The organism is Catalinimonas locisalis, from assembly GCF_038039535.1.
GTDB lineage: Bacteria > Bacteroidota > Bacteroidia > Cytophagales > Cyclobacteriaceae > Catalinimonas.
The window spans coordinates 328,457-350,820 of record NZ_JBBPHP010000002.1 but is presented as its reverse complement, the minus strand read 5'-3'; the positions used below and the strand labels follow the sequence as shown (position 1 = coordinate 350,820).

General features: G+C 42.4%; 14 protein-coding genes. 7 read left to right on the top strand and 7 right to left on the bottom strand.

Annotated features, from left to right (window positions below):
* The 3 genes from WJR50_RS05030 to WJR50_RS05020 are packed head-to-tail and all read right to left on the bottom strand — an operon-like array spanning position 1 to position 5,658.
* On the bottom strand, positions 1 to 864 hold the full coding sequence (locus tag WJR50_RS05030) for a substrate import-associated zinc metallohydrolase lipoprotein (RefSeq protein ID WP_341292140.1): 864 nt from the start codon (positions 862 to 864) through the stop codon (positions 1 to 3).
* A 9-nt stretch (positions 865 to 873) separates the two neighbouring features.
* A complete protein-coding gene (locus tag WJR50_RS05025; protein ID WP_341292139.1) occupies positions 874 to 2,310 on the bottom strand; it encodes a RagB/SusD family nutrient uptake outer membrane protein in 1,437 nt (478 codons plus the stop codon).
* Positions 2,311 to 2,337: 27 nt separating this feature from the next.
* Positions 2,338 to 5,658 carry a SusC/RagA family TonB-linked outer membrane protein gene (locus tag WJR50_RS05020; RefSeq protein WP_341292138.1) on the bottom strand — a complete coding sequence of 1,107 codons (3,321 nt, stop codon included), beginning with the start codon at positions 5,656 to 5,658 and terminating at the stop codon, positions 2,338 to 2,340.
* A 330-nt stretch (positions 5,659 to 5,988) separates the two neighbouring features.
* Between WJR50_RS05020 and WJR50_RS05015 the strand changes: the two genes are divergently transcribed.
* Positions 5,989 to 7,419, top strand: a complete 1,431-nt coding sequence (locus WJR50_RS05015) for a fasciclin domain-containing protein (protein ID WP_341292137.1) — start codon at positions 5,989 to 5,991, stop codon at positions 7,417 to 7,419.
* A 1,085-nt stretch (positions 7,420 to 8,504) separates the two neighbouring features.
* Here WJR50_RS05015 and WJR50_RS05010 read toward each other — a convergent pair.
* Positions 8,505 to 9,242, bottom strand: a complete 738-nt coding sequence (locus WJR50_RS05010) for a tetratricopeptide repeat protein (protein WP_341292136.1) — start codon at positions 9,240 to 9,242, stop codon at positions 8,505 to 8,507.
* A 177-nt stretch (positions 9,243 to 9,419) separates the two neighbouring features.
* Between WJR50_RS05010 and WJR50_RS05005 the strand changes: the two genes are divergently transcribed.
* The 3 genes from WJR50_RS05005 (at position 9,420) to WJR50_RS04995 (ending at position 12,911) form a co-directional block, all read left to right on the top strand.
* Entirely contained in the window at positions 9,420 to 11,795 is a 2,376-nt protein-coding gene (locus WJR50_RS05005) for a PKD domain-containing protein (RefSeq protein WP_341292135.1), read from the top strand.
* Positions 11,796 to 11,897: 102 nt separating this feature from the next.
* Positions 11,898 to 12,491 (top strand): hypothetical protein, encoded by a 594-nt coding sequence (locus tag WJR50_RS05000; protein WP_341292134.1) that lies wholly within the window; start codon positions 11,898 to 11,900, stop codon positions 12,489 to 12,491.
* Positions 12,492 to 12,626: 135 nt separating this feature from the next.
* Positions 12,627 to 12,911 carry a TRL-like family protein gene (locus tag WJR50_RS04995; RefSeq protein ID WP_341292133.1) on the top strand — a complete coding sequence of 95 codons (285 nt, stop codon included), beginning with the start codon at positions 12,627 to 12,629 and terminating at the stop codon, positions 12,909 to 12,911.
* A gap of 80 nt (positions 12,912 to 12,991) precedes the next feature.
* Here WJR50_RS04995 and glgP read toward each other — a convergent pair whose 3' ends face one another.
* The gene (glgP, locus tag WJR50_RS04990; RefSeq protein WP_341292132.1) at positions 12,992 to 15,580 is read right to left on the bottom strand and encodes an alpha-glucan family phosphorylase; all 2,589 of its coding nucleotides are present in this window, start codon (positions 15,578 to 15,580) and stop codon (positions 12,992 to 12,994) included.
* A 250-nt stretch (positions 15,581 to 15,830) separates the two neighbouring features.
* A complete protein-coding gene (locus tag WJR50_RS04985) occupies positions 15,831 to 17,825 on the bottom strand; it encodes an amylo-alpha-1,6-glucosidase (protein WP_341292131.1) in 1,995 nt (664 codons plus the stop codon).
* Between the two features lie 293 nt (positions 17,826 to 18,118).
* Here WJR50_RS04985 and upp point away from each other — a divergent pair, with 293 nt between their 5' ends.
* The 3 genes from upp (at position 18,119) to WJR50_RS04970 (ending at position 21,355) form a co-directional block, all read left to right on the top strand.
* The gene (gene upp, locus WJR50_RS04980; protein ID WP_341292130.1) at positions 18,119 to 18,778 is read left to right on the top strand and encodes a uracil phosphoribosyltransferase; all 660 of its coding nucleotides are present in this window, start codon (positions 18,119 to 18,121) and stop codon (positions 18,776 to 18,778) included.
* 10 nt (positions 18,779 to 18,788) lie between these two features.
* Entirely contained in the window at positions 18,789 to 19,745 is a 957-nt protein-coding gene (locus tag WJR50_RS04975) for a calcium/sodium antiporter (RefSeq protein ID WP_341292129.1), read from the top strand.
* A gap of 104 nt (positions 19,746 to 19,849) precedes the next feature.
* Positions 19,850 to 21,355, top strand: coding sequence for an MltF family protein (locus WJR50_RS04970; RefSeq protein WP_341292128.1), 1,506 nt, complete (start codon positions 19,850 to 19,852; stop codon positions 21,353 to 21,355).
* A 129-nt stretch (positions 21,356 to 21,484) separates the two neighbouring features.
* Here WJR50_RS04970 and WJR50_RS04965 read toward each other — a convergent pair whose 3' ends face one another.
* Positions 21,485 to 22,351, bottom strand: coding sequence for a glycerol kinase (locus tag WJR50_RS04965; RefSeq protein ID WP_341292127.1), 867 nt, complete (start codon positions 22,349 to 22,351; stop codon positions 21,485 to 21,487).
* Between the last annotated feature and the right edge of the window lie 13 nt (positions 22,352 to 22,364).

Below are 22,364 nucleotides of genomic sequence, written 5' to 3'. Positions count from 1 at the left end.
TCAAAGTCTGGCTTGAATGATTTCTCTGACCTCCAAAAGATCTACCTCTGTATTTTGCTCATAATGGTCCAAAATCATGTTATACTTACGACGAATCAGTGCTTTCCCTTCGTTTCTTTCCACACATGCCACATCCGTACAGTCTTCTTCTTCGTTGATAAACATTTCATAAAAATCCGGCTCAAAAAGAATATGCGCTACGAGTTCTGCATAATCTTCATTGAAAGAGCTGGTGCCATAGGGGGATACGAATCCACGTCTTAAGGCCTCTTCATCAGTGAGGTTAAACCATGAGCCGGGAGAAGTATACCCCTGAGGAGAAACCTGCTGAAAGTTCGGCGGAAGATTATAGCGCTGATGTATAATGTGGGCAAACTCATGATAAATGGTTCCTAACTGACGGAGCACCCAGTCCGGGTTTTCTTCATCTATGTTGTTGATCTCTGTCAAAGTGATTCTCGCCCCTGAATCGGCAGTACCTAAAGTTACCGTACCATCATCGTTAAAAATAAAAGAGCCTATCAGGATAATCTCGGCAGGTACATGGTTCTTGAAAAATTCTTCACCATTGTCTACCTGAATATAGGGCTCTATCCAGAAGCGGGTAAGAAAGTCAAGCACCGGTTCTACCAGTTCTTTTCGGGGAGGCGAGACTCTTTTTGTAGGATCTACATAACGGTCTACAAAGCGATAGCGTACTGCAACTCCATACTCTTCTACAAACCGGGTTTGAATCAACTGATCCAGTGGGTCGTTTGAGGCTTCTACCTGGGTGATTTCTTTCTCTACCGGATCTTCCTGATAACAGGCAGAAGCCAGTACCATCAGCAAAGAAATCAGGGCTTTATAATGTATACTTTTCATGATTTAAAATTATCTTGGGTTGGGAGCTAAACCACCTACATCCTGCGCTGCTTCCGGTATCTGTAGTACTCTTCTGTTATCTTCAGCCTCCAGGGTGATGGTAGCGCCATTTTCTAATACATGAGTAACTGGAATATCATAACGCTTGATGTCAAACCAGCGCAAGCCTTCGTGTATAAATTCTTTTGGCCTTTCTATCTCTACAATATAAATGAGCAAAGCGATGCGAGGATCATTTTCTCCAATATACTGTTGTATTTCTTCCAGAGTAAGTGATACTGGACTGTCGTACCTTTTATTCCATAGCGTCTGCAAATCTGCCAGAGCTTCATTCACTCTGTTCTGTCGGGCATAACTTTCCGCTCTGTTTAATAGTACTTCCTCCCCGCGAAACGGAAGCACGATAGTGTAATTGAAACCAACCCCTGAGGTAAGGCTGCTTCTTTCAAAAAGAAACTCAAAGCGGGTGGCGCTTAATCCATTGTCCCCTCTGACATAAGCAGGGTCTTCTCTGAGATCGGTAGCATCAAAAGGATTGTTTCCGAATATCCTTCCGCTGTAAATTTCATCATCAGGCCAGTAGCCAACTGTGAGATGGAAGTTGGTAATCTTCCTCATCAGCAGCAGGTTACTGGGATCATTGGCCGAAGTGTACAACCTGACATAGTCCTCAGTATTTACTCTTTCTTCCAGTAGGGCTGCCAGATCTTTTACATACACATCAGGATTTGCTCCCAGCATCTGAGTACTATATTCTATGCAACTGTTAAGGTCACCTTTAAAAAGGTAAAAGCGGGAAGCAAAAGCAAGGGCAGCATTTCTGGTAAAATGGTATTTTCCTGAATTGGCATAAAATGAGCCGTCTAACAGTTCTAAACCTTGTAGCAAATCATCTTCTACCCTATCGTATACTGCTTTTACACTTTGTCTTTCGTATTGCTTGATAAACTCTGTCTCAGGCTCCATGACGTAAGGAATACCCGGCTCATTGGCCGCCGTAGCTTCATCATAATGCTCGGCAAATAGATTTACCAGCATAAAATGTCCATAAGCTCTTGTAAGCAGTGCCTCACCTTTAACCGCTCTGCGCTGAGCATCTTCTCCTGGCAAATCATCTACTACTGCTAATACTTCATTGGCGTGCGCTATAGCCTGATAGGTTTCATTCCAGTAATAAGTAGGTGAATCTTGAAAAAGCTCATCTACTACCTGCCACTGATACGCCTGATTATGCTGGTCTTCCTTGGTAGTACCTCTTGTATAGGTGACCATATCTCCCATCCATTCTACAAAATTATAGCCTCCCTGTGAGTATGCATTGGTAAGTAGCTGTGCTGCTTTATCCAGGGTATTTAGCTCAACCCTATTATCCGGTGTTTCTTCCAGATAATCGTCGCAGGAAGTAGCCACAAATAATAGCATCATCAACCCAATAAGTTTTTTCATATCTTTATTGATCCTGCTCATTATCTCTTAAAATCCAACATTTAATGTAAAGGTCACCTGTCTGGGCTGTGGAAAAGCAACTCCTCCTGTGGAGAAAAACTCCGGATCCTGACCGTTTAAGGCATCATCAGAATATACCAACCATAAGTTCTGCCCTTCCACGCCCAGCGTAGCCGTCCTTGCTCCTATCTTACTCGCCAGCGAATTCGGAAGATTATAAGTTAATCTTACCGTCTTAAGCCGTACATAACTGCCATCTGCTACTCTTACGGTAGACTTATTGTATAAATCGTATGCATTTCTGAACTGCGCGGTATTATCACCCTGCACAATACGCTGATCCAGAATCACCGGGATATCGGTAAACTCTTCATCACCGGGTACTACCCAGCGATCTACAAAGGTTCTTGAGAAAGAACTGAAGTCAGTATAACGAGGGTAGAAAGCATCATTCAACCTGATTTTATATCCGAATTTGTAGGAGAACAATACGTTCAGTGAGAAATTCTTGTAACGCAGATTATTGGTCAGACCTCCTGCTCCGCGAGGCTCAGAAGGACCTTCGTATTGTAATATTTTCTCCAGGCTGTCTCTTTCCTGCAGGTTATAATCGTATACTGTCTCACCATTGAGATCAAAAAAAGTAGGAATACCTCTGGCATCCAGCCCGGCAAACTTGGTGGAATATATACCTCTTCTTGGGCCATTGAGCAGGGGAGCACCCTGGGCAGATATGGCATCGGCAATACGGGGTCCGAAGTCCAGACGTGTTACTATATCTTTGGTATAACCAATATTAAAATTGGTAGACCAGGAGAAATTCTGATCCTGGTAGTTCAGCGTATTGATGGAAAACTCAAAGCCATTGGCTTTCAGGTCGGCAAAGTTTCCTAACTTATAGGCTACTCCACCAACCCCACTGGTTTGTAATACACCAATCAGGTCAAAAGCATCTCGTTTGAAATAATCAATTGTACCGGTAATACGGTCGTTGAGTAAACCAAAATCTATACCGATATTAAGTTCATTAAGCTTCTCCCAGGTAAGATTCTGATTTTCCAGGTCCTCAATGTATAGGTAAGACTCATTGTCGGTTGGTCTAAGGGTGACATCCGACTGAAGATTGAGCAGAGCACTTACATCAGGGCCAAGGTTGGCTGACAAGCCGTAAGTTCCTCTGAGTTTCAGATAACTGATCACCGAAGGCAGGTTCAGGAAACGCTCCTGATCAATGTTCCAGGCTCCACTCACGTTCCAGGTAGGCAGGTATCTGGCGGACCGGCTTTTTCCCAGTCGGTTGGAACCATCATATCTTACCGTTCCGTTCACCACATACTTATCATTGAATGAATAGCCGGCATTGAGAAACAAACCGGCAAAGCGCTCACGATCTTCGGATAGTGAATAAAAATCTACGCCCTGACGATTCAGAAACTCAATGATGTCGGGATCAGTATTGACTACTCCCCCATTTTCATACACTACTCCGATTCCATCGGCACTACGAGAAGAACGATCTGTATATTTGATCTCCTGCCCTCCCAGCACATTGACCTGATGTAACTGACCGAAGGTTTCTGACCACTCCACACTATTTCTGATATAGAAATTCAAGAGATCACTTTCGTCCAGATAGTTGAAACCTCCCTCCGGCAACACTACTTTGGGCTGAGAACCGGGCTCGTCCGGGTCCTGATAAAGCAACTGATTGGCATCCTGAATATACTGTGTGCCGTCCGCTCTGTACGCCTCAGCCTGATTAGACCACTCATGAATGATATGCTCACGATTAGTAGCGGCATACCTTCCCTGCATAGTGCTGCGGAAAGTTAATTTATCCAGAATCTTAAAATTAAAATCTGCCTGAGCAGAGATATCGGCTACCCGCACATCTATATAATTGAGGTCAAGTTCTTCCAGAATGTTGAAAGGCGCGTAATTTCTGCGGAAGTATTCCAACTCTCCATTGCTGTCGTAAGGACGAATGGAACGGCTGGTATTGATTGCATAACTGAAGGGGTTGATATCAAAGTCACGCTTAAATCTGCCGGTAATGGGATCAAAATCCCTGTCGGTAGTACCCGGTAAGGATTGCTGACGAAAACTGGCGTTCAGCTTTGTATCCAGCGTAAAACGATCGGAGAAGTAAAAGGTGTTACGTGCCGTTCCTGCAAAGCGTTTTACTTTATCAGCTACAGTTTGCCCGTTGTCATCTAGGTAGCTGAGTGAATAGTAGCTGTTATAATTTTCTGTTCCCGAGGTAAGGCTTACGGAATGCTGCTGCTGTAAAGAGACATCCTTGTAGAGTACATCAAACCAGTCGGTATTGGCATTTTCGTACTGGTTGAGAAACTCTTCATTTAGCGTTCCATTGATTCCCCAGGGAATCTGATGCTCAGAGATGAGGGAGAACATTTTACCTAAAGGGCCGTAATTTTGTGCTCTTACCGAAGTGGTGATATCCACGATTCCTTTCTCGTACATCTCCCGGTAGATTGACATTTCATCGCCGGAGTTAAGGATATCAAACTGATTGTAGCTGGGCCTTAGCCTGAATGAGAAGTTGCCTGAATAATTAACGCGCAAAGCACCACTTCTACCCTTTTTGGTAGTGATGACGATCACCCCGTTTTTGGCACGCGTACCATATAGGGCAGTGGCAGAAGCATCTCTCAATACTTCAAAAGAAGCAATATCGTCAGGATTAAGCCCTGCAATGGATGAAGAAAGTACAGTGTTAGGGTCTCCGGTAACGATATCGTCAGCGCTTACATTAGTGAGGTCTTCCAGAATTACACCATCCACTACCCAAAGCGGCTGGTTGTCTCCATTGATGGAAGTGTTTCCGCGAATACGAATTTTAGGTGCAGTACCAAAAGTACCGGATACGTTATCTACCGTTACACCGGCTACCTGCCCTTCCAGCATGCGGCTGGCATCTACCATGCCGGGGCTTCTGATTTCCGCCATGTCTATGCGACTGGCAGAACCGGTAAACAGCTTGCGTTCTACTTCCTGAAAACCGGTAACAACGACTTCTTCCAGTTGCGCATTGTCTTCTATCAGTACTACATTAATGGTATTAGAATTCCCAATATTGACTTCTTTGGTTTGATAACCGATATATGAAAATACCAGCGCATCATCACCCTCCTCAACATTTAAAGAATAATTACCATCAATATCAGTAACCGTACCCGTACCTTTTCCCTGCACTATGATGTTTACGCCGGGCAGGGCGTCATCACCTATCTCGGTAGTCACTCTCCCACTGATGACTCTGCTTTGAGCCCAGACAGCAGAAAAGTTGAAACATACGATAATAAAGAATAGTAAATTTTTTTTCAAATTACTGTGGTTTAAGCCTTCACAATCATGATTAATGTATAATTACTAATGAGGTTAGTCTATATAATGCAGTGCGTATCTAATATTGATCATAACATTTATGTTGGCGATCAGTTTTACGCAAACATGTATTTATTACGTTCAATCCATAGCATCTATTGCCTTTTCATCAATTAAAAAATTATCAGGCAGTGATACTGTAAAGCTCCAGACAAATACGTGAATTTTTAGGAAAATTAAGAAGCAAATGAATAAGAAATTATAACAAAAGTGTATATTAAGCTTTGATAATTTATCTATTGAACACCCTTATCCTCATTTCCTAACCCTATGACACATCCTTTTACTTTAAAAAAACTACATTTCCTTTTCATATGTCTACTAAGCCTTTCAGTCATTTTTAGTAGTTGTGATGACGATGATGACGGAGAGCCGCCACGCCCTGACGATAACCTCATTGAGGTACTGAACAACACTGAAGGATTGGATAGCCTGGCAGCGCTTATCGGACAGCCAAGTTCTAATAACCCTCTAGCTACCAGACTGACTACCGGAGAGTATACACTTTTTGCTCCCAACAATGAGGCCTTCGCCAATCTGCTCAACGCTATTGGACTACAAACCATGTCTGAACTACGAGGTGATATACTATCTGATGTTATCCTCTATCACGTAGTAGCCAATATTGCGCTGAATGAAAACGAACTGGATTCTACCATCACTACCCTAAGTCTTGCTCAAATGAGTTTTGACAGTGAGGGTGATTCCGTATTAATTAACCCCGATACTCAGCCGCAGGGTTTTGCTACGGGTGTAGTCAATACTATACCAGCATCTAATGGATATATGCATATCACCAACCAGGTTATCCTTCCTCCCGGCGTAGCTACGCTTGCTCCTCTTCTGGGCAGTTTAGCAGGTCTGACCTCTACGCTGGGTGATGTCATAGGAGCACCTAATCTTGATGGTGGTATATCTACAATTAATAATGTATTCAATAGCACAGGCCTATTAAGCACCCTTAGTGGAAGCGCTACTTATACAGTACTGGCTCCAATCAATTCCAGTTTTGATGATTTCTTCTTTGTATCCAACGAAAATGTCTCTCAGACCGCTAATTACCATGTCTTAGACGGAAATGTAGACCTTACTTCTGCCGGAAGAACCATCACTACGCTGGGGGGACAAACCCTTTATGTATCCAATGTTGAGGATGGTACTTACCTTAACGGGAGAGTAGCCGTAGATTTTGGTTATTCGGCAGACAATGGACGACTGATTCACCTGGGAGGTGTACTCAAGCCTGCTGCTCCTCTGGCAGATATGGTAGACTATATTGAAGCACTGAGTGGCAACTCCTTCACTATCTTCAGAAAAGCTTTAGCAGAAACTGCCATTGATGTAGGAAGTAACCGCACTATCTTTATGCCTACCGATGCTGCTTTTGAAAATGCGGGGATCATCACTACCATTGATAGCGTAGAAGCCGAGGCAGCCAGAATTGACGCTTCAGTACTATCTTCTATTTTACAAAAGCATGTAGTGACTGATGGCATCCTTTTTTCTCCTGACTTTGAGGCGGGTACGCTTACTACTTTAAATGGGAATATTGCAGTGACCCTGGAAGGTACTAACGGTACGATTACCTTGAATGATAATAATGCCGCTACGGAAACCAATGCAAACCTACTTTTCCCTGCCAACAATCTGGTAGAAAACGGTATCGTAATCCATGTGATCAGCGAAGTACTGCTTCCCTGAGCTAATTGATAACGATCAGAATGACTCTTTAAAGCGCATTTTTCAATGCGCTTTTTTTATACCAATAACTCATCCTATACTTCCTGAACTCTGTGTTTTTCCAAACTAACCCAGGCACCCACTCTGAGACAAGCGTCCCGCTGTGTCTCACTCTGACGCAAGCATCCCGCTTGTGTCTCTCTCTTACCCACTCTTCACTCGCTTGGGTCTTCATTACCCTTCTACTGAGCTTAAGCCAAAACATACATAAGCCAGACATGCATACAGATTCTGACACAATCAACCTCAATTGATGCAAGTTTCCATGCTTTTCATGCATAATGTTAAATAAATGCCTCAAAATGTATCAGAGCTGCCTGATCTACCAGCTTGAATTCTTCTCACGTCAGCCGAATAATATGCTACAAAAATTAGTTTTTGCCATAGATCAGCGCTTCCCAGAGGTTAAAACTTTTGTTTATGACATCGGGAAGCGCTTCCCTGACACTAAAACATTTATTTATGCCCAGGGAGTCTGCTTCCCTGGCACTAAAACTTTTGTCTGAACCACAAAGTAAGGCTTACCTGTATTAAAACTATTGATTTTGCCTTGGGAATGTGCTTCCCTGACCCAAAAACAACTGAATCTGGCCTGGGAAGCACCGATTCTTAGATAGAACTTTTCACTTTTCGCTGTTTTTATCACAAAAGTAAAGTTCTTTTGATTTAACAATAGAAATATATAGTACCTTTCACAAACTGACACTCTATCCCTGACACTCCTGACACAAGCATCCTCACCCCCCTGACACAAGCATCCTCACCCCCCTGACACAAGCGTCCCGCCCAACCCGACACAAGCGTCTCGCTTGGGTCTACTCTATTCTTCACTTCCCTAACACAAGCGTCCGGCTTGGGTCTTTATTTATCTACTTTCTCTCTTCCCTGCACCAACTGCCACAAGCGCCCTGCTTGCATCTTCACAAACTGACGCAAGCGTCCCGCTTGTGTCTCTTATCTCTTACCTACTTCACCTGCTTGTATCCTCATTCCACCCGCTCTTCAACGCTTGCATCTTCACTACATCTACCCACACTGCTTTTTCATCACAGTTCTTGCAGCAGTTCCGAAGCTTTAGTACTGTAATAGTTATCCCCACTCTCGCTTAGCTGTTTTAAAATCTGCTTAGCATTTTCAGTATCTTTCTGCACCAGATACGCCATGCCCTGATACCATAAAGCTGGGTAATGATAAGCTTCCACTTCTGATTGCTCAACTTTTTTCAGGAGTTCCACTGCATTTTGATAGTTGGCCAGTTCCAGATAGCTGATAGCCAGATAAAATTCATACGAAGTGGAAAGTGGTTCCTCGGCCTGTTCAAACAAAGTGACTGCTTCTTGGTAATCTCCCTGTTCGTAGGCTCTCATGGCATTATTCAGCTCACTACTTTCTGCTGAGGCAGAACGCTCAACTGGATTCACAATATTTGGATACGCCTGGTAATGAGTTTGATAAAGTGCTTCAGGAGAGGCATTGTCCATCAGTACATATCCCAGGACAAAAAAAAGGGAAATAGTAGCAGCTACTGCCAGGCTATTGAGAAAAATCCTTCTGTAACTTTTGCTGCCTTTACTCCCTTTACTGGCTTGATCCGATTCTTTGAGCCTGGACTTAAGCTCACTGCTAAAATGATGCTGCATGCCTTTGATGAGATCAGCATGTTGCTCCACTTCCTCTTTCAGACCAGGATTCTGATTCATTTTCTGTTCAAAGTCTCGTTTTTCTGCTTCGCTTAAAGAACCCCTACAGTAGCGATCAATCAGATCTATGTGGTCTAAATTCATAAAGGCATTATTTAATCGGCCTCACAAGGAATGTTATCCGAATTTTCTTATTTATGATTTCAATGATAAAAAGGTAAACGAGAAAAAAGTTTTTTTTTATTGTTTACCTAAGCTTTTTCTGAGGCATAAAGAAGTGAATTGTACTCATAAAGTTATTTTTATTAAATAATTCACATAATGATTAAGATCAAAAACCTCAGCTACTTAGCACTTTCCGTCATGTTGATTTTTTCAGCATGCCAAGAAGATGATGAAGAATTACCCGGCCAACCTCCGATAGCCGACGCCGGCGATGACATTGAAGTAACCGTTGGATCGGCTGCTGCCCTGGATGGAAGCGGCTCTTCTGATCCCGACGGCGATGCACTAAGTTATTCATGGAGCATCAGCCAGCGCCCTGATGGCAGCAATGCCTCACTAAGTGCCACTAGTGCACAGACAACTTTTACACCAGATGTAGTAGGTACCTATCAGTTGCAGCTTTCTGTTTCTGATGGTGTGTATGATCCGGTAACTGACCTTGTCACTGTAGAAGCATTGGAATCACTAGGTGACCCTCCGGTAGCATTGATCCTCAATGGTGACAGTGATGTTATTGATGAGACGAACAATGAAGTAACCGTCAATACTGCTTATGCCTTGGATGGCAGTGGAAGCTCAGACCCTGACAGTGAGGACCTTACTTATACCTGGGAAGTTACAGAAAGTCCTGAAGGCAGTTCTCCTACTGTTACACCCAATGAAGACGGTGATATGGCTGACTTTACTACTGACTTAGTAGGGGAATACACCGTGCAGCTTACAGTAGAAGATCCGGAAGGCAATACCAACTCAACTACTGTGGAATTGGTAGCCACCGCTAATCCGGTTGTAATAGACGAAAATATTGACGTAGCTACTACCTGGGCCAATGTTTTTGAAAACCCCGCGCTGCCAGATTACTATGTAGTAGCTGATGTAAGTGTAAGAGAAATTTTAACGATTGCTCCGGGCGTAAAAGTGATGTTTGAACCCAACCGTGGATTAACTGTCACTGGTAACAATGGGGCTTTAGTAGCTATCGGAAAAGAAGATAGCCTGATTGTAATGACCGCCGAAGATTCACTAAACGGATGGGACGGTATTATTTTCTTTAATGAAAATGTGCAAAATGAATTTAACTATGCTGACATATCATACGGTGGGCAAAATGATTTTGGCTTTGGTGTACTAGCAGCGAACATCGGTGTTGAGTCTGCCGGGGGGTTTAAGATTGCAAACTCCACAGTATCCAACAGTTTTAGTCATGGTATCTTCATAGAAAACGGTGGACTGCTTCGTGAGTCAGGCAACAATGCCCTGGAAAATAATGATGGCAATCCTATTGTACTTCCTATCAATCAGGTAGGTAACCTGGATGAAATTTCTACATTTACGGATAATACAGACAATGCTGTTGAGATTTTAGGCACTACCCTCAATGAGGATGATGAAATGACAGTGCCTGCTCTATCTAATGGAACACCCTACTTTCTGTCAGGAAAACTTGATGTAGACTCAGGGCTTAAACTTATGGCCGGTGTATCTATTGAGGGTGATCCGGATGCCTATATTGAGGTAAGCAATGATGGATACCTCACTTCAGAAGGTACAGATACAGACAATGTGGTACTTACTGCCAGAGAGCAGGCCGATGGATGGGGAGGAATTATTTTCTTTACCACCAATAGTAGAAACACCATTGACTACACTACTATTTCATACGGAGGTAACCGCAGCTTTGGCTTTGGTGTTGAATCTGCCAACCTAGGCGTGGAAAGCCAAGGAGAAATCAGGATCACCAACTCTACCATTAGCAATAGTGTGAGTAACTACGGTATTTTTGTTGAAACCGGTGGCGCTATTGCTGAATTCGGTCTTAATACTTTTACTGACAATGGTGGCTTTCCAATAGGATTACCCATTGCTACCGCCGGAGTGCTGGATAGAGCAACCACCTTTAGCGGTAATGGTGATAATAGCGTAGAAATTTTTGGTTCAACGCTAGCCTCAGGAGATGATCCACAAACACTGCCTGCCTTTGCTGATGAAACCCCCTATTACATCAGTGGTAAACTTAATGTTGACAACGACTTAGTCATAAAGCCAGGGGCTACCCTAGAGTTTAATCAGGATGTGAGCATAGAAGTATCTGGTAATGATGGCGCACTGGAAGCCGTGGGTACTGCCGATAGCCTTATCACCTTTACCGCCCGTGACCAGGCAGATGGCTGGATGGGAATAGTAATTTTCACCAATACCTCTGCCAATAAGCTGGATTATGTGAATGTATCTTATGGAGGAACCTCAGGCTTTGGCTTTGGCGTAGATGCGGCTAATGTAGGTATTGAGAATGGAGGTAAAATGGCAATAACCAACAGCTCTTTTACCAACAGTTTATCGGGTTATGGTATTTTTATAGAAGGTAACGGTATCGTAACAGATGAGACCAATACTCAGCTTACTACCACCCAGGAAATCATAGATGCAGGTAATACGTTTGAGGCAAACTTCTCAGGTGAAACTAACTTGTAAATAATCAATATACAGCAGCAAAATTTTGCTGCTGTATAGCTTTTTGATGATATTTCATAAGAAAATTATTAACTTTCGCCACAGATTTAACCAAACATAACTATGAAAAACTTATTTATTTTAACCTTTTTATTTACCCTCTTGAGCTTTACAGCCATGGCTCAGAATACAGTAAGGGTAGAAACCAATGATGGCCTTGCCTATCAGGAAGGTGACAAAATCTTTCTAGCCGGTATTAGCTTTGGATACTATGGGTATGGTTTAGCAGGAACAAGGTCAGTTAGCCTGCCTCCGTTAACTGCTGCTTTAGAATTTGGGATTCACGAAAATTTCAGTGTAGGCCCTTATATTGGTTATGCAAGTTGGGATTACAGAGGTTTTGGATCTAACTATGGCTGGGATTTTCTTTCAGTTGGTGCCAGAGGCTCATTCCACTATGTTCCTCTTGTTAATGAAGCCTTAGATCTTGATCTGAATGAAGAGAAACTGGATTTTTACGTGACTCTCCTTATGGGTCTGGAATTTCAAACTTATAGCGGTCCTGATGGGATATTGAGCAGTGCCAATAATACCCGATTTATCTTCGGTCCCGTATTAGGTTTCAAATATAAATTCAATGATAAAATTGGTGCTTACTTTGAAGGTGGCCGTGGCGCTTTCGGTTACGGTACAATCGGTGTAGCCGTTCACTTCTAATCATTTCTTCCATAACAATATAATGAAGCCGCATCTATCAGATGCGGCTTTTTTGTTTTTGTGACTGTCTCCTGAATGCAGCAATTGAGCGTAACTTTTCTTACATTGCTTATTCATAAACTAATCTCAAACCCTATGAAAAAGTACCTTAAAGCTACAATCTTTGCTGCTATTCTCGTCTTTTCTCTATCAGCCTGTACCCTTACTTTGCCTATAGCAGCCACCAGTAATCCGGTACCGGGGGCCAAAGAAGGGCGAGCTAAAGCTACTTCTATTCTCGGCCTCACTTTTGATCAGGATGCCAGCATCAAAAAAGCTGCTGCCGCCGGCAACATTACTGAAATTTCAACGGTAGACTTAAAAACCACTAATATCCTCTTCATCTTCATTACCTATGAAACTATCGTGACTGGTGAGTAAGTCGTAATGCCACTAAAAAATAAAAGCCGCACTCTTTAATAGAATGCGGCTTTTATTTTTGTTTACGGCTATTATAAAACTTATATCCAACTGATCAGGCTAAAATCCTGACGGTGAGCCAGTAACTTGTTGGAAGGAAAAACCCTGAATCCATATTCGTAAACTCCCGCAAAAGTCACCTGCTTGTTGCAGGTATACTTCACTAAGTTCCCGCTGATCTCCTTTCCGCCATCTTCGTTACCTGCGAGAGCAGCCTGTTTTACTTTCTGCTTTTTCATTTCATACGTTGAGATGATATTGATGCGGTTGTCTTCTCTACGGGCAATAAGCATTTCAACAGAAATGTCATCAGGAGAAAGCTCACCTACATCCAATACTATGCTGGCTTTTATGTCTTCACCCAGGGGCAAGGGAGCATTTGCAAAGTTATAAATATCCCTTTCTACCACCTGTATGTTTTTCCAACTGCCTTGTAGTTTGGCCTTCCAGGCAGACAACTCTTTGGCATGTTTGTAATTGTGTTTGTTCATCAGCTTATTCCTCTCAGCCAGCTTGTTATAAAACTTATTATGATAATCATCCATCATACGTTTCATGGTGAACTGAGGTGCGATGTAAGCAATGGCATTTTTCATCCGTTCTATCCATGCTGCCGATAGGCCCTCACTATGCTTCTGATAATACTCAGCAATAATTTCATGTTCCAGTATGCTGTAAATTGTCTCGGCATCCAGCTCGTTTTGTGTATCCTGATTATCATAGGTGCGCATCTCCGGCAAAGCCCAACCTGCGTCAGGGCGATACCCTTCGGCCCACCAGCCGTCCAAAACACTGAAATTGATTACGCCATTCATCGTAGCCTTCATACCACTGGTACCTGAGGCTTCTAGGGGTCTGGTAGGAGTATTCAGCCATACGTCTACCCCCTGTACCAGCGCACGGGCAATATCCATATCATAATCTTCCAGAAATATGATTTTACCAATGAACTCAGGGCGTTCGGATATTTCATAAATCTGACGAATAAGATCCTGACCACCTCTGTCTGCCGGGTGTGCTTTACCGGCAAAAATAAACTGCACCGGAGTCTCCGGATTATTGACAATTTTTGCCAGACGCTCAGGGTTACGAAACAGTAGCGTAGCTCTCTTATAAGTAGCAAAGCGACGGGCAAACCCGAAAATCAGGGTATTTTCATGAAAAGCATTTAGCGTTTCCACAATTTTTTTAGGACTTTCATAACGAGCTCGCATGCTTTTCTCCAGACGTTGCTTTAACATCCGGATCAGCACACTTTTTTGATGCTTCTTTATCCTTACAATCTCTTCGTCAGGCACTTGCTTTATCTTTTCCCAAAGCTTTACATCTGACTGATTTTTCTCAAAACTTTTTCCAAAGGTCTTCGCATACAACTCTTGCCATGTCTCCGCAGTCCAGGTGTAATAGTGTACACTGTTGGTTACATAATCCAGATGTAGCTCCTCAGGCTCAAAACCAGGATAAAGTGGCTGAAACATTTTTCGCGAAACATCTCCATGAATTTTACTCACACCATTGATTTCCTGTGAAAGCTTAGAGGCAAGGTTACTCATGGAGAATACCTCCTCTTTGTGATCAGGATTGACCCGCCCCAAGGCAATAAATTTTTCCCAGGACAAACTCATGGAACTCGCGAAATCGTTGAAGTACTGCCACATCATCCCTTCAGGAAAAGCATCATGACCGGCAGGTACGGGAGTGTGGGTAGTGAAAAGAGAAGAAGAACGGATCAGCTCAGTAGCATCGTTTATCGTAAGGCCTTCCTGCACATATTTTCTCAATCTCTCCAAGCCAATAAAGGCCGCATGCCCTTCGTTCAGATGAAATACTTCAGGTTTCACTCCCAGATTATCCAGCAAGCGAATACCTCCTATGCCTAGTAATATTTCCTGCTTCAGGCGGTTTTCCTGGTTTCCGCCATAAAGCTGATGGGTAATGAATTTATCTTCTTCTGTATTCTCTTCAATATCGGTATCCAAAAGATACAGAGAAATCCGCCCAACATTTGCCTTCCAGATCTTCGCCGTAAGCACTCTTCCCGGCAGTTGCACCTGCACTTTCACCCACTCACCCTGAGAATCTCGCACAGGATCTATCGGCAAGTAAGTAAATCTCTGGGGTTCGTAATGAGCCACCTGCTCACCATGAATGGTTAGTTTTTGTCCAAAGTATCCATAACGATATAGTAAGCCTACTCCCACCATGTTTACATTCTCATCACTGGCTTCCTTAAGAAAATCACCAGCCAGTACGCCCAGGCCTCCGGAATAAAGCTTAAAAGAAGCATGTAAACCATACTCCATACAAAAGTAGGCAATAGAGGGATGTTTCTTGGCTGGCGCATTCATATAGTCTTTGAAATGACTATAAATATCCTTCAGCTTCTTCATAAATTCTTTATCGCCTAAAAGTCTCTGGTAGGCATCGTAATCCAGAATATCCAGCAGCGCGATGGGGTTATGGCCAACCTCATTCCATTTCTTTTGATCAATGTTGGCAAAGAGGTTGACGGCTTCATAATTCCATGACCACCATAAGTTATTTGCCAATTCCTCAAGATGTTCTAACTCAGTCGGTACTTTAGACTGAATATACAAGCGCTTCCACTGTGGGGCATTATTTTCAATCATTTTATGGAGAGTTTGGTTATTTATTGATGATAAGCTAATCAGGTTTACTTTGATGAGTAAGTACATTTGCTCTTACTAACAATAAAAAAAAAGGAAAGGGGATATTGTTTGAGATATGTATGCTTTTTAAAACCTTCAAAGCGAATGTGCTTAGATTTGTTTGGATTTTCAATTACCTATTTGACCAAGCGGTACAAAAGATAGGTAAATAAAAGAATCCCGCCTATTTGACGGGATTATATAAATTTTGTTAAACTGTCAGAGGCTGGGTATCTTCGTCAAAATCTTTGATCAACTTGTTCATACGAATCAGTTCGGCCACATTCCATGCCTGGGAAACTGCTCCACAGGCCTTATAAGGTTCTTCTCCCTCATATATTTCCGAAATAGTGCTCAAACCATGTTCTCGCATTACACTTTCAAAGCCCTGGTATAATTCATAAGCCTGAGGCAGCGCATTTCGCCCTTTATGCCCTAACAAGGCTTCAACATAATGACCAGCCAACCAAGGCCAAACCATACCCTGGTGATATGCTTTGTTGCGTTGATTAAGGTCACCAAAGAACTTACCCTGATAACTTGCGTCATTTTTGGAAAGGCTTCTTAACCCACGAGGTGTCAGCAGTTCTATTTCAACCTTTTTTAAAATACTACTTTTCATCTCATCTGTAAGCGCCGAATAAGGTAAAGAAAGCGCCAGTACTTGATTAGGGCGAACCGACCAATCTTTTTCCTTTCCACCCACTACATCAGCCAGATAGCCTTTCTTCTCATCCCAGAAAGTTTCTACAAAAGACTTTTTAATCTTTTCAGGAATACCTGTCCATTCAGCGATTACCTTCTTACCTTCGGTAGAACGTGGACCTGCGATCTCTAAGGTAAATGCTACCGCATTATACCATAGCGCATTGATCTCCACGGGCATACCGATACGAGGAGTAACTGCTTTTCCCTCAGCAAAAGCATTCATCCAGGTAAGTGCTTTGCCTTCCACCCCACCGCTTATCAAACCATTGGGCTGCATCTTAATATTGAAATCAGTACCATCACGATAGGCTTCCAATATCTCTCGCATGTCTTTACCATAAGCCTTCCATACGGCAGCGCGATCTCCTGTGCGTTTCACATACTGCTGCAGAGCCCAGAAAAACCAAAGCGGTGCATCCATAGCCTCGTAGGTTGCCTCTGAATCTGTATCTTCCCAAAAAGGAAAGAAAGGGCCTTTACGATCTTTCAGCATGGTGTCCAGCAGCGCTTTGAAAGCTTTATTATCATCATCGGAAACCGTAAGGCCAGGGATGGCAATAAAGGCATCTCTCCCACCTCTGCGGTAGAGTTGATAGCTTGCTATGACATCTGTGCGGTCGTTTTTCCTTGACTTTCCTTTACCTTTACTAGTAAGAATAAATTGTGCAGCGCCTACCTTCAGACAGTTTTCAAACGAATTTCTTTCCGTTCTTTTACGGGTCTGGGTATTAAACATGCGCAGGAGATTGGCCGTTTTTACTTCATCCGGGCCACCGGTAAAAATTACAGTTTCTCCTTTCTGCATCGTTACTTCAAAGTAACCGGGTACATAAAGGTCTTCCTGAAAATCCATACCCATCTCCATATCTTCGGTGTATTCTACCGAGTAGTACCAATCCGGCTTGGCTACAAACTCCGGTTCTTTTGAAGTTTGCATGTACAGATCATCATAACCATCGTATAGGCACAATTTGATACCTTGTGCGATATGGTCATATGCCTGATTGACATTATCATTGGCACTGGCCAGTTTATGAACATTTCTGAAGGCCAAGAAAGGACGTAGCCTTAACTTAACCGGTTCTTTGGCCTCTTCCAGTACATAGCGTACCAGCGTCCTGTTTTCATGTTCAACCAGAAGCTTCTCCTTAGTAAGTACTACCTCACCCAGACGGAAAGTAGATTTGGGTATAGGCTGTGCGACAAAGTTGCGCAGGTATTTGTAACCTTTAGGACTATATATTTCTGGATATTTATGAACTCCCAGGTCAAAGCTGGCATTACCACAAACTACAGTCTCATCCAAGGTAGAGATAATAACATGTACTCCGGGAATTTTCTGTTGGGGAGCCACCAGCAAACCGTGGTATCTGCGGGTATTACAACCACTAATCGTGGTTGATGCATATGCTCCTGATCTATTTGAACGTACTACCTCCTTACTCAGTGAGTAAGCCAGGTTTACTAATTGTTTTTTATCAAACTGTATGTAACTCATTCAATCCTTAGTCTTTTGCTCACTCAAAAGTCATTATAATTTTGCACTGATTCAATCTTACGGGAAACGTAGTGATATGTTGACAAGATAATTTACAAAAAAACAGGCTTTCAGGACAAAAACAGCTATTTTTTTAATTGCCGCTAATTGCAAAACTTTTGCATGAATAGCAATAGTTTTGCAGTATATATATACATTAATTTCACTATTTATAATACAAATACTACAAGTCGGATGTTTTAATGCTTTTCTAAAAAGCTATATATTTGCATCCTTCCATAAAGCCAAGAATTATGCAAGAAACTTCACTTTTTGAATTAAACGCTGTTCATAGCGTAGCCAATCACTTTTTGTCTGAAATTAGGAAAACCGGCTTTCAGGAAGATAGGCTCCGTTTTCGCAGGAATCTGGAAAGAGTAGGCGAACTGCTTGCCTATGAGTTATCCAAAACACTTGATTATCAGAAACAGAGCATACAAACTCCTCTGGCAATAAGCGAGATAGATCTCCTGGTAGAACAGCCTGTTCTTATTTCTATCCTCAGAGCAGGCATTCCACTTCACCAGGGCGTACTTAATTATTTTGACCAGGCAAATAGTGGCTTTGTTGGTGCTTTCCGTGATCATCAGGATGAGCATAATTTTGAAATCGCACTCAAGTATTTTACTATGCCCAACGTTGATCAAAAAAACGTGATTTTAATAGATCCTATGCTGGCTACTGGTAGTACTATTGCCAGAGTCAGTGAAAGTTTTGGAGAACAGGTTCAACCTAAGCACATACATATACTCACAGCCATAGCCAGTCCTGAAGGCATAGATTATCTTCGTCAGAATTTGAAAACCCCTTTTTCTATCTGGACCGGAGCCATTGATCAAAAACTAAATGATATGGCTTATATCGTACCGGGTCTGGGCGATGCAGGTGACCTTTCCTTCGGACCTAAACTTTAATTAACCTTACATGTATTATTCTTTTTTCTTACTTGTAGTTGGGTTAATTATTTTAGTGGCAGGAGGAGAGTTTTTGGTCAGAGGAGCTTCCAGTGTAGCTTTGAGGGCAAAATTATCACCGCTGGTAGTAGGCCTTACCATAGTAGCTTTTGGCACCTCTGCTCCTGAGTTATTTATCAGTGTACAATCCGCACTGGAGGGAAGCCCCGACCTGGCTATGGGCAATGTAGTAGGTTCTAACATTTGTAACCTGGCATTGGTATTGGGCTGCACTGCACTTATCTTTCCCGTTCCTGTACATCGCGATAGTATTAGAATTGACTGGCCCATGACCATTGGTAGTTCTGTACTGCTGTATCTATTGGTACAGGATTTCCTAATCTCCGCCATTGAAGGTACTTTTTTCGTGATCAGCCTTTCAGTGTATACTACCCTGATCATCATCAAATCCAGAAGAGAAAATCATAAAGGAGAAGAAATACTGGAAGAGGCAGACCTGCCCGAAACGCCATCTAAAAGTATCTGGCTGGACCTGGTTTTCATCATCCTGGGAACCTTAGGGCTTGCCTTAGGTTCTGACTGGTTTGTAGATGGTGCCAAATCTTTAGCAATATCCTTCGGTGTAAGCGAAAGAGTGATTGGCGTTACAGTACTGGCCTTGGGTACCAGCCTCCCTGAGTTAGTCACTGCCACTGTCGCAGCCTTCAGAAAGGCCACAGACATCGCTATCGGAAACCTGATGGGATCAAATATTTTTAATATCCTTTCTATCCTGGGGATTACCAGTGTCATACAACCCATCACAGTTAACCAAAAGATTGTAAGCGATGATATGCTCTGGATGCTGGGCATAACGGTCATCATTTTTCCTATGATGTATATCAAGCGTAAAATCACCCGTATAGAAGGCTTAGTGCTCCTGCTCATCTATGCTTACTATATCTACCTGGTGGTTCAGTCGCCTTAGTCATAGACAACATTAGCTTTTAAGCCCATATTTGACTATATTAATGAGTCTGGCGGGGACAGGTCTACCCTACTCTCACCCAGTTTTCACCTAAACTTTGTCATATGAGGCCCAAGAAACTATGGCACTACGCTACCCTATCGCTTATCCTGCTATCTCTATCCTGTACTACTTCTGATCAGGATGCTGAAGACATCAACAGTGAAGAAACATTGAATGATGTCAGCTATAGTGAGCCGGTTGAAGTTGATCTTGCCGAGATTAAAGAAAGAGGAAAACTGATCGCAATATCCAGTTACAGTCCTACCAGCTACTTTATCTACCGCGGACAGCCCATGGGTTATGAGTATGAACTATTGGAAAGGCTGGCCAGTTACCTTGACCTTGAACTGGAAATCAAAATCGCTTATAACCTGGATAACTTTATTGAAATGCTAAACTCCGGGGAAGGCGACCTGATAGCTCACAGCCTCAGTATTACTAAGCCCCGAAAAAAATACGTTGATTTTACTGATTACTATTCCGTAACCCGTCAGGTACTGGTACAGCGCAAACCTGAAGGCTGGCGCAAGATGAAACTGCATGAAATTGAAAAGCAGATCATACGCGACCCATTAGATTTGATAGGTAAACCGGTATATGTAAGGAAGAATAGCTCTTATTACCGCAGGATGATTAACCTTTCACAGGAAATGGGCGGTGATATTCTGGTGGAACCCATGGATGGAAACATGGAAACCAGCGAAATTATCAAGAGGGTAGCCGAAGGTGAAATTGATTACACCGTAGCCGATGAAGATATCGCTAAGATTAACCAGACATATTACCGTGATCTGGATGTAGAAACTGCTGTTAGCTTTCCCCAGCGGCAAGCCTGGATGGTACGCAAAACCTCTCCTGAGTTGAAAGCCGCAGTCAACTCCTGGCTGGAAGAGGAAAAGAAAGGTACCGACTTCTACGTCATTTATAACAAATATTACAAAAACCAGAAACGTTTCCGTTCCAGGGTAAGCAGTGAATACTTTTCACTTACCGGAGGCAAAATATCCGAGTACGATACCGAGATACAAGAGGGTGCCAGGAAACTGGGCTGGGACTGGAAGCTGCTGGCCTCGCAGATTTATCAGGAATCTAACTTTGATCCTAAAACTGAATCCTGGGCCGGTGCCCAGGGACTTATGCAGTTGATGCCTTCTACCGCTAAGGAGATGGGAGATTACAACCTTTTTGATCCTCAGGAGTCTATAGAGGTCGGAGTTAAGTACCTGGAAAAGCTCTCTGCGATGTATTCGGAAGTAGCGGATTCATTGGAACACATCAAATTTGTATTGGCTACCTACAATGCCGGCCCCGGCCACGTAGGCGACGCCCGTGCCCTGGCTGAGAAATATGGTAAAGATCCTAATATATGGACGGGAAATGTGGATGAATATATGCTGCTCAAAGCCCAGAAAGAATATTTTTCAGACCCCGTGGTGAAACATGGCTATTGCCGGGGAGAAGAACCCTATAATTATGTGAACGAAATCTTCAAAAGGTATCAGGTCTACCGCGACCTGATGGATCAGGAAGGACGAGAGGATCAAGCAGTAGCACTCCAGAAGGAGTAGGCTTTATTTTAGCAGCTTTTATGAACGTATCTCTGGCGCTCGTTTGCAATACGTGCCTGAATTTGTAGCAGAGAAACCACAAGCTATAAGAAGTTTATTGCTTGTGGTCACTGACACATGATTGTTAATTCAATCAACAATTATATTGTGCTGCCTTAACTTAGTAGCTAGTTTTTCATCTAGGTTTTCAATATCCGATTCACTCAATTCTATAAGATTAAACTTGTATTTTGCATATAAGTCTAGCTTCTTCTTTTTTCTATCAAGATACTTTTGGTTTTCTTCCAGCCCCCAATATTCTATATATATCTTCTCTTTGGGAATATAAAAATCACAATACATTTCCTCATCAATATTTAATTTCCTCTCATAAGCGTGAACAATACCATTTTTATAAAGAAAGTCATCTATTAATATCTCAGCTCTACTTCTTACATAATGTCCATCTGGCGTTCTTAAATTTGCAGGAAATTTTTTCCTAAAATCGTCCGAATCTTTAAACTCTGCTTCTTCTTTTTGATAAGTTTCATCACCAGTAGCACCCTTAATTTCATGAATTAAATGCTTATTGTTAATAATATTTTCATTCCAAACCACATAAGGTTTGCCATTCTGTGCCTCCATCTGAATTGCACCATTTTGTTTGCCCAAGTAAGTAACAACCCATCCACCTTTGCTCTTTTCAATCCAACCTAATTCGGAAAAGTATAAGTTCAATTTCTGGCTAGATACATTAAAATGTTCACCAATTTTTGTTGCATTATAAGTATTACCATAATCTATATCCTTATTCAAATCTAAATCAATAGGCCATACCACATACTCACCAAATTTAGGGTTATAATTTATTTCTCCACCTACCATACGACCTTCCTTAGTAAGCCTCCACTGTCCATCTGACTTGAACATCCATTTTTTTGTTGATAGAATATTAAACAATTCACTTACATCAATATTAATTTTTTTGGCTAACGATGTTGTTGATATTTTTTTCATTTGTCTTAGTTGA

Bases quoted from the DNA above. Each gene is read 5' to 3' on its own strand.
- WJR50_RS05030 (WP_341292140.1), bottom strand. From the start codon at position 864: ATGAAAAGTATACATTATAAAGCCCTGATTTCTTTGCTGATGGTACTG.
- WJR50_RS05025 (WP_341292139.1), bottom strand. From the start codon at position 2,310: ATGAAAAAACTTATTGGGTTGATGATGCTATTATTTGTGGCTACTTCC.
- WJR50_RS05015 (WP_341292137.1), top strand. From the start codon at position 5,989: ATGACACATCCTTTTACTTTAAAAAAACTACATTTCCTTTTCATATGT.
- WJR50_RS05010 (WP_341292136.1), bottom strand. From the start codon at position 9,242: ATGAATTTAGACCACATAGATCTGATTGATCGCTACTGTAGGGGTTCT.
- WJR50_RS05005 (WP_341292135.1), top strand. From the start codon at position 9,420: ATGATTAAGATCAAAAACCTCAGCTACTTAGCACTTTCCGTCATGTTG.
- WJR50_RS05000 (WP_341292134.1), top strand. From the start codon at position 11,898: ATGAAAAACTTATTTATTTTAACCTTTTTATTTACCCTCTTGAGCTTT.
- WJR50_RS04995 (WP_341292133.1), top strand. From the start codon at position 12,627: ATGAAAAAGTACCTTAAAGCTACAATCTTTGCTGCTATTCTCGTCTTT.
- glgP (WP_341292132.1), bottom strand. From the start codon at position 15,580: ATGATTGAAAATAATGCCCCACAGTGGAAGCGCTTGTATATTCAGTCT.
- WJR50_RS04985 (WP_341292131.1), bottom strand. From the start codon at position 17,825: ATGAGTTACATACAGTTTGATAAAAAACAATTAGTAAACCTGGCTTAC.
- upp (WP_341292130.1), top strand. From the start codon at position 18,119: ATGCAAGAAACTTCACTTTTTGAATTAAACGCTGTTCATAGCGTAGCC.
- WJR50_RS04975 (WP_341292129.1), top strand. From the start codon at position 18,789: ATGTATTATTCTTTTTTCTTACTTGTAGTTGGGTTAATTATTTTAGTG.
- WJR50_RS04970 (WP_341292128.1), top strand. From the start codon at position 19,850: ATGAGGCCCAAGAAACTATGGCACTACGCTACCCTATCGCTTATCCTG.
- WJR50_RS04965 (WP_341292127.1), bottom strand. From the start codon at position 22,351: ATGAAAAAAATATCAACAACATCGTTAGCCAAAAAAATTAATATTGAT.